This is a genomic window from Alteromonas sp. DY56-G5, assembly GCF_041414725.1.
GTDB lineage: Bacteria > Pseudomonadota > Gammaproteobacteria > Enterobacterales > Alteromonadaceae > Alteromonas > Alteromonas macleodii.
This window is the reverse complement of sequence record NZ_JANHZQ010000054.1, coordinates 1-7,554: the sequence shown is the minus strand read 5'-3', so window position 1 is coordinate 7,554 and position 7,554 is coordinate 1. Positions and strand designations below refer to the sequence as shown.

Genomic DNA, 7,554 nt, shown 5'->3' with positions numbered 1-7,554 from the left:
TTGATGGGTCGTTAGCTCAGTTGGTAGAGCAGTTGACTTTTAATCAATTGGTCGCTGGTTCGAATCCAGCACGACCCACCATCAAGTCTCAAACTCAAATATTCCTTTTTTAAATAATCTCCTCAGTACAAAACACCAATGCTTATTGCGTTTTAAAACGCTACTCGTCTCATTTGCACTTTGATCTGGTTTACCTAACCCCATGTAGTAGAACAGGTAAGCATAACTACGACTATTTAATTACCCTTATGTTGATTAGGTAGTGTGTAATTTTTATGACAGTTGGGTATAATCCGCACCCTTGTCGCAACAGAGATGTAGGTTAATGTCAGTAGCATTTCGAGTGGATCAGGTAGAGTACCCGTTCCCAGCAAAACCACAGCCATTGTCAGAAGCACGTAAAGCTGAATTAAAGGCTGAGATCAAAGCTTTACTTAAAGCCCGTAACGCTGTGCTTGTCGCACACTATTACACCGACCATGAAATTCAGGCACTCGCTGAAGAGACTGGTGGCTGCGTGGCAGACTCATTGGAAATGGCGCGCTTCGGAAGAGATGCACAAGAACAAACCTTAATTGTTGCTGGCGTTCGCTTCATGGGTGAAACGGCAAAAATTCTTAGCCCTGAAAAAACCGTACTAATGCCAACACTTGAAGCAACGTGTTCGCTTGATATTGGTTGCCCGGTAAAAGAGTTTAGCGAATTCTGTGATCAGCACCCTGACCACACTGTAGTGGTTTACGCAAATACATCAGCGGCAGTAAAAGCGCGTGCTGACTGGGTAGTAACGTCAAGCATCGCGCTTGAAATCGTTGAGCACTTAGACAGCCAGGGCAAGAAAATCATTTGGGGCCCTGACCGACACTTAGGCTCGTACATTGCCAAGCAAACCGGTGCCGACATGCTAATGTGGCAGGGCGAGTGTATCGTTCACGACGAGTTCTCTGCACAGAAACTAGCAGACATGAAAGCACTGTATCCAAACGCAGCAGTTCTGGTTCACCCTGAATCACCCGCAAGTGTGGTAGAGATGGCAGATGCAGTTGGCTCAACCAGTCAGCTAATAAAAGCCTCGCAAACCATGGATAACGACACCTTTATTGTTGCTACCGATAAAGGCATCTTTTACAAGATGCAACAACTTACTCCAGAGAAGACGTTTATAGAGGCTCCAACGGGCGGTAACGGCGCTACGTGTAAAAGCTGTGCTCACTGTCCTTGGATGGCAATGAACGGCTTAGAAGCGATTAAGGCGTCTTTAACGGGCGAAACTGATGGGCATGAAATCTTTGTTGATGATGAATTGCGTAAAGGTGCACTTATTCCACTTGATCGCATGCTTAACTTCTCAGCCGAGTTAAAAGCGAAAGGCGGGCTATAAGCGCACGTTTTATAAGCACTTGCTGAATATTTTCCAGCAAGTTCTTGATTAAGCGCGCGGCTTTACCTACTATACGCGCGCTCAAGGGTTTTCGTCGTTGAAATCTTCTTGATACAAAATTTGGAGAGATGGCTGAGTGGCTGAAGGCGCACGCCTGGAAAGTGTGTATACGTTTATAGCGTATCGAGGGTTCGAATCCCTCTCTCTCCGCCAAATACCTACAGGCCCCTAAAACCCTAGGGGCTTTGTTGTATCTGGGCTACAGAGAAACAGCATAACCACCTACTTGTACAAAAAGGTGGTACAAATGGGCATCATGGCTTCTCCTTATATTCCTTCATATTCCAAGTATTACTACATCAGAATTGTAGTCCCTCAAGACCTTCGTTCTATCGTTGGCAAGCGAGAGTTTAAGTCCTCACTGAAGACCACAGATAAGAGTGAAGCTCAACTACGAGCTATACCGTGGCTGAAGGAAGCCTACGAACAATTGGCACTGGCTAGACGTAAACTGTCTGGTGAGTCTGATGTAGAGTTGTCCCTTAGGGAATGCGTTATCATTGCTGAGCGTTGGTATGCTCGTATGCGCGATGAGGTGGAGTCTCAGGGGAATATGCTCTCTCATGTTTCTCGTGATGAGTATGAGCTCATTAATGTTAGTAAGGGTCATCAAACCTTTGGTCTGTCTGACACCCTGAGTCTTCAAGGGAGTGAGATTGAAAGAGCCAATGAACAGCAACTCGATATACTGGGAGATGAGTTGGAGTCTAACATAGCAAGCCAGTTGGACATTGAGGGAATTACCGTACCCAAGCGCAGTAAGTCCTATCGTCAGTTGACTACCCAGTTCTATCACTATCTGTATAAGTTTGAAAGCCTTTGCCTTGCCAGAGCTCAGAACGATTGGGAGAGTGAGCCTAGCCCCATGAAAATGGTTGAATCACCTCTCAAACCAAAGCATCTAAGGAGGACGTCAGGAGCCTCTGAGAACGCTCTGTCTGAGGTTTATAAGAAGTTCAAAGTGTCGCGCGAAGTCAATTCAGAGGGCGGTGAGAAGGTCTCAAAGACCCTAAATGAGACTTACAACAATATTCAGCGATTTATCTCGCTACATGGTGATAAGGACTTAGCGGAGGTGACTTCTGCTGACTTCGTAGTGTTCAGAGATACACTGCTACAGCTACCTAAAAAGAAGAGTCAGGATGTGCGTTCGCTGCCAGTTGCTAAGCAAGTCGAGAAGGCCAAAAAGGAACGCTTGCCAACTTTGTCTAGAGCAGTCGCTAAGAAAAACTTCAACCTCGTTTCCAGTGTGTTTACCTTTGCAGTGGAGTTGGGGTTAATAGATGAAAATCCAGCCTTGAAGGTGAAGCCTCCTAAGATTGCTAAACGCATAGAGGCTGACGAAGACAGGGGGTATACGTCTGAAGAGGTCACTAAGCTATTTAGTTTGCCATTGTTCACTGACCCCAATGCTCCAAAGAAATACGGTATGGCGTGTTACTGGGTGCCTCTCCTTTGTCGCTACACTGGAGCTCGAAGCGGAGAAATTCTTCAGTTAAGGCGGTCTGATATTGATGCTGACCATGATGGTATCCACTACATCAACGTAAGACGCGGAGAAGGGCAGTCAGTGAAGAACAATGCTTCTCTCCGTCATATCCCATTACATGACCACTTGATTGAGCTTGGCTTCTTAGAGTTCGTTAAGGGCTCCAATGATTGGCTATTCCCTGATGTGCCAGCTGACAAGTATGGAGCTAAATCCACTAAGTTTGCTACGTGGTGGGGACAGGTCGTTAGAGAGCAGGGCATTGATATTCACCAACCTACTCATGCCTTCAGGCATACATTCAAGACCATGCTACGCACGCTAGGAGCGAGTGACAGGGTTAATGATGCCATCACGGGGCATACGTCAGGCTCAGTAGGTGATAAGTACGGCACTGTCTACCTGAAGACTAAGAAGGATGTTATCGAGCAGATAGAAACGCTGAATATTCCACATCTCACAAAAGCTGGAGCTAAATAGCAACGAAATCTATTTTATCTGGGCTTCGTTAGATAGGGGGTTGCTTTTACTTCAACTGGAAATTTAAGTTGGAAGTTAAAGCCTTCTCCTCGCTGGCATATTCGTATCTCTCTTTGCAGCCGCGAATCGTATATCATAGGTAGTATAGGCGGCCCCTGATTATCACCGTATTGAGGTACCACACATGGAGGTTTAGAATGAGTAAATGTATTCTCTGCGTCCTCGCGTTTGAGAGCAAAACTTCTGCACATGGAACGAATATCAACTCTTGTATCGATGATCTCAAGTTCAAAGAGCACTGATGCCACAAAGTCGATACCACAATTTAACAATGCCTCAAGGTTAGATGGTTTGTTTTTGTCATCAGTCACCATCACGCTCTTGTGAAATGAATAGTAAGGCTCTTTAGCATGTGGATGCATCACGATGAATATGCATTCTTCGACTTGCGCAAAGTCTGAAACCAGTCGATCTTTACGGTCAAGTCGACCATGCTTTGATAAATCACCTATGTTATGTATTAGCCTTAAAATATGTCCGTGAAGCAACTCACCGTTGAATGTGAAGTTTTGGTTGAATATCGCATTGAGTATCTGGTTTTTTGGGCTTTGAGCATTTTTACTTTTGTCAATTTGGACTCCAAGAAAACTACTAAACTGCTCTTCCTTCTCTGCAATTAATAGCTCCAAATTATGATTGAAAGTCATTGCGACGACCCCACTTTGCGCTTTAAAGGTCTCCATTCCTAATGGTTCGTCACTTACCAAGAGCTCTTGAAATTGCTGAAAGTTTCTTAGTGTTTGGGAAGTGAAATATTTAAGTGTTTTCATATGCATCCGTCCTTTGCTAGTCTTCCAATCTTAACTGACTTTACAAGCATAGTCTCGCTGTACGTACCCATTAGGTATACCCACACGGGCATAGTCAAAATTGCTCCTCGATGTATCCGTATGGCTTGATTTTTATTTATGGGTACTTTACCCTCCGCCACCTCTTAGAATCAAACAGGTACAGGAAGTGGCTGATTTAGCTTATATTAGGGTCTCTACTGCGGACCAAAACACAGACCGTCAGTTGTCAGACTCTGGGCTCTCTTTCAAGAAGCAATTCGTTGACCGCTGTAGTGGTGGTACTACTAACCGTCCAGCACTAGAAGGGCTTAAGGAATATGCTAGAGAGGGAGACACCATACATGTACACAGCATTGATAGGCTCGCTAGAAACCTCGTAGACCTCAAGACATTAGTAACCCAGTGGAACTCAGAAGGCATCCACGTAAAGTTCCATAGAGAGGCACTGTGCTTCAATGCTGGTGGGTCTGATGCTATGTCTGACTTGATGCTGAGCATGTTGGGAGCTGTAGCCCAGTTTGAGCTGTCAATGATTCAAGAGAGACGTCAGGAAGGCATAGAGAAAGCCAAGCAAGCTGGTAAATACCGTGGGCGTCCAGCTAATCAATCTAACCACCAGCGCATTCACACACTGCGCTCAGAAGGTGTATCGCTTCGTAAGATAGCGATTATCGTAGGTGTGTCATTATCCACTGTACAACGGGCTCTAGCAGCCTCAGAGAAGCCTTAAGTAACCATCAATGAGAAAAGTAGTAACACCAAGAAAGTGTAGCGAGTGCGGTAAGCGTCGAATTCCAGCTAAGCGGTCGAATGGGCGATTGAGTACCAAGTGTAAAGAGTGTTTTGGGGGACAATTCTGGCTCTCTGAATTTGGTCGCTGGTTTGCTGAGGCTGCCAAAAGACAGTCGCCAGTAAGTATGCCCATTGATGAGAGTGATATTAAAGGCATTCATGCTCTCTGGACAGAGCGTAAGGAAGCCACAGGTTATACTAGAGTTAACGGTCAACTAAAGCCAGTCTATGATTACCACATTAGTCACAGAGACCCAGCGAAGGGAGAAGGCTTTCAAGGTCGTTTTACCACTGCGAACCTAATCATAGCTACCGCTCAAGCCAATAAGATGGCCTATAACAATGAGTCAATAGATCATGGGTTTAGGGTCTATACTGATAAGAGGCCTTTTGGTACAGCTGCAAAGGTAAGAGAGTGGTGTGGAGGTCAATATGACTTAACAGGGCTTGTAAGGGAATTAGAGCTCAAGAAGTACGCACCTAAGAAAAGCAGCAGTGGTGATATAAACCCTGACTTCTTACCACAAGGAGTGCCACCACAGACAATGCTGGAACATCAACTAAGAAGATTTAAAGGAGGCAGCACTGACCCGTGGAGACATACAATCAGCAACGCTAACGACTCGTACACATCTGCTCTTGTCTATGGAATTGGTCTTGGTAGTGGTGAGCTCGATGAGTTCTATGATGGAACTAAAGAGTGTCAAGAAGAAGACTTTTAGGTTACTTCAGAGGGTCACACCGTTGCCACGATAAACACGCTGATGATACCTGTGGATCCCTTGATTTTAAAGGGTGATAGGGGGTTCTTCGAGCCCCTTGTGCGCACGACCTGACGATACAATAGCCCTTCTCCAAAGTCACAAAAATAGAGTGTGTTGAATCGTACACTGAATACCATCGACTCGAATTGACCCTTCACGGTTTTCAGTGCTTGTTAATAGAATGTACTGAAAAAATGAGCAAACGATAATAACGTTTTTTTGTAGAGTCATGGTACGACGCAATCGTTACTAAGGGTCATTACCTAGCACCTCCCCCCCTTTACCTAACAGAAGATCCTTAGAAGATCTATGAGAAGACTTTGATAGTTACTAGGGGACCTGTGTAGAGGTCTAGTATGATGCACTCACGAGCGATATGAAAGCTTCTCAATGTAATGTGAGTTTCTAAGTAATTGAATCAGTGCAATAATCTACAGACTCTATTCAAAGGGTTGTCTCTATGGCTGCTCAATAAACTACTAAAAGGATGATCAGAATGGCAAAGGACGTAGAGCAACTAGACGCAGTGCTGTTGCATAGCTCTCTCTCTGAGATAGCTCAAGAGTTAAATGATATAGCATCAAAAGATTGGTGGTGGGATTTTGGAGCACCCGTTATCACAGCCGCTATAGTGGCCCTAATCGCGTCAGGCATAACTTTTTGGTACACCTATCATCTACACAATAAAGCAGAAAAGGCTGCTGAGTGGCGCTACAACAAATCACTGATAGATCAAAGGAGAAGGTACTTTGAAGAGCAAGCAGAGCAAGACCGACGTCATAAGGAGGACCAATTAGTAATAAGAGAGAACTTGAATCGAGAGGCTATCAATGAATTAATTCTCTTGATTAATACTTGCTATACCACTCTGGCAGCCGTTAGAGAAAACTACAGTGACCTTCTATCAAACGACATAAATGAGCGGATGTTCCAAGTTCCAATACTCAAGGGTGTAGTCCTAGAGCCTGTAGACAAGCAGGTGTTAACGAGACTCTTTTTCCTTGTTCCGCCGCAAGGGGAAGAGGGGGAGAAGTGGTCTCAACTTGGTGATATTGAAATGGTACTAGCAAACTATAACACACTGGCTAGGTTGTGGATGGAACGTAACGTCCTTAGAGAAGATATTCAGCGTATGCTAACAGCACGTAATGTTCCCCTTGGCTATCCTGAGACACAGTTGTATTCATTTCTAGACCCAATAACTAAACAAACGCTTATGTCGCTAACAGAAAGAGTTGTCAGTTTGTCGAGAGAGCTTTATGTAGACTTTGGGGATTTCTTAGCAGAGTTTCACCATGCTTATAAACCTAGGCTCAATCCAGCACTACCAAAAGATTTACTTACTCCAATTATACAATTTGAAGATTGGGACTTAGAGAGAAGGCATGCTTTCTTTGAAAATGAAGCATTACCAGATTTGGAAGTCTTGAGGCCCAACTTTGATGGGAATGACGAATTGTTTGAGCGTCATACAAGAGCGTTTAAGTCACGTCATGACAAGTGAGACATCCTGTAATATATGTACAAAAACGTTGTACAAAACAAATCTTGCTGATATTCTCAACTTACTGTTATATATAAATATTTTAATCTTGTGGTTATTGTCGAGGGTTCGAATCCCTCTCTCTCCGCCAAATACTGAGAACCGGCTTTAGGCCGGTTTTTTTGTTTGCCCAGCGAAGCTGGCAAACCCGTCAGGTTGAAAGAAACCTGAATCACCCTGACTGAGGGGAAGAT

General features: G+C 44.5%; 6 protein-coding genes and 2 tRNA genes. 7 read left to right on the top strand and 1 reads right to left on the bottom strand.

All coding sequences use genetic code 11. The annotated features are described in order from the left end of the window. The first annotated feature begins 5 nt into the window (after positions 1 to 5). The 4 genes from NO989_RS19085 (at position 6) to NO989_RS19070 (ending at position 3,410) form a co-directional block, all read left to right on the top strand. Positions 6 to 81 (top strand) — tRNA-Lys (locus NO989_RS19085). A gap of 244 nt (positions 82 to 325) precedes the next feature. Continuing rightward, on the top strand, positions 326 to 1,381 hold the full coding sequence (nadA, locus tag NO989_RS19080) for a quinolinate synthase NadA (protein WP_039227298.1): 1,056 nt from the start codon (positions 326 to 328) through the stop codon (positions 1,379 to 1,381). Positions 1,382 to 1,503: 122 nt separating this feature from the next. Beyond that, positions 1,504 to 1,594, top strand: a tRNA-Ser gene (locus NO989_RS19075). A 94-nt stretch (positions 1,595 to 1,688) separates the two neighbouring features. After that, complete coding sequence (locus NO989_RS19070) at positions 1,689 to 3,410, top strand: site-specific integrase (RefSeq protein ID WP_061485252.1); 1,722 nt, start codon at positions 1,689 to 1,691, stop codon at positions 3,408 to 3,410. Positions 3,411 to 3,424: 14 nt separating this feature from the next. Here NO989_RS19070 and NO989_RS19065 read toward each other — a convergent pair whose 3' ends face one another. Continuing rightward, entirely contained in the window at positions 3,425 to 4,240 is an 816-nt protein-coding gene (locus tag NO989_RS19065) for a hypothetical protein (RefSeq protein WP_061485254.1), read from the bottom strand. 187 nt (positions 4,241 to 4,427) lie between these two features. On the opposite strand from NO989_RS19065, the gene NO989_RS19060 reads away from it, so the two are divergent. The 3 genes from NO989_RS19060 to NO989_RS19050 all read left to right on the top strand — a co-directional run bounded on the left by NO989_RS19060 (position 4,428) and on the right by NO989_RS19050 (position 7,321). Beyond that, positions 4,428 to 4,991, top strand: coding sequence for a recombinase family protein (locus NO989_RS19060; RefSeq protein ID WP_061485256.1), 564 nt, complete (start codon positions 4,428 to 4,430; stop codon positions 4,989 to 4,991). 10 nt (positions 4,992 to 5,001) lie between these two features. Then, positions 5,002 to 5,775 carry a hypothetical protein gene (locus NO989_RS19055; RefSeq protein WP_061485259.1) on the top strand — a complete coding sequence of 258 codons (774 nt, stop codon included), beginning with the start codon at positions 5,002 to 5,004 and terminating at the stop codon, positions 5,773 to 5,775. Positions 5,776 to 6,313: 538 nt separating this feature from the next. Then, positions 6,314 to 7,321, top strand: coding sequence for a hypothetical protein (locus NO989_RS19050; protein WP_061485260.1), 1,008 nt, complete (start codon positions 6,314 to 6,316; stop codon positions 7,319 to 7,321). Positions 7,322 to 7,554 lie beyond the last annotated feature (233 nt).

What these genes read in the sequence shown, in the direction of transcription:
- nadA (WP_039227298.1), top strand. Translation starts at nt 326, where the DNA reads ATGTCAGTAGCATTTCGAGTGGATCAGGTAGAGTACCCGTTCCCAGCA.
- NO989_RS19070 (WP_061485252.1), top strand. Translation starts at nt 1,689, where the DNA reads ATGGGCATCATGGCTTCTCCTTATATTCCTTCATATTCCAAGTATTAC.
- NO989_RS19065 (WP_061485254.1), bottom strand. Translation starts at nt 4,240, where the DNA reads ATGAAAACACTTAAATATTTCACTTCCCAAACACTAAGAAACTTTCAG.
- NO989_RS19055 (WP_061485259.1), top strand. Translation starts at nt 5,002, where the DNA reads ATGAGAAAAGTAGTAACACCAAGAAAGTGTAGCGAGTGCGGTAAGCGT.
- NO989_RS19050 (WP_061485260.1), top strand. Translation starts at nt 6,314, where the DNA reads ATGGCAAAGGACGTAGAGCAACTAGACGCAGTGCTGTTGCATAGCTCT.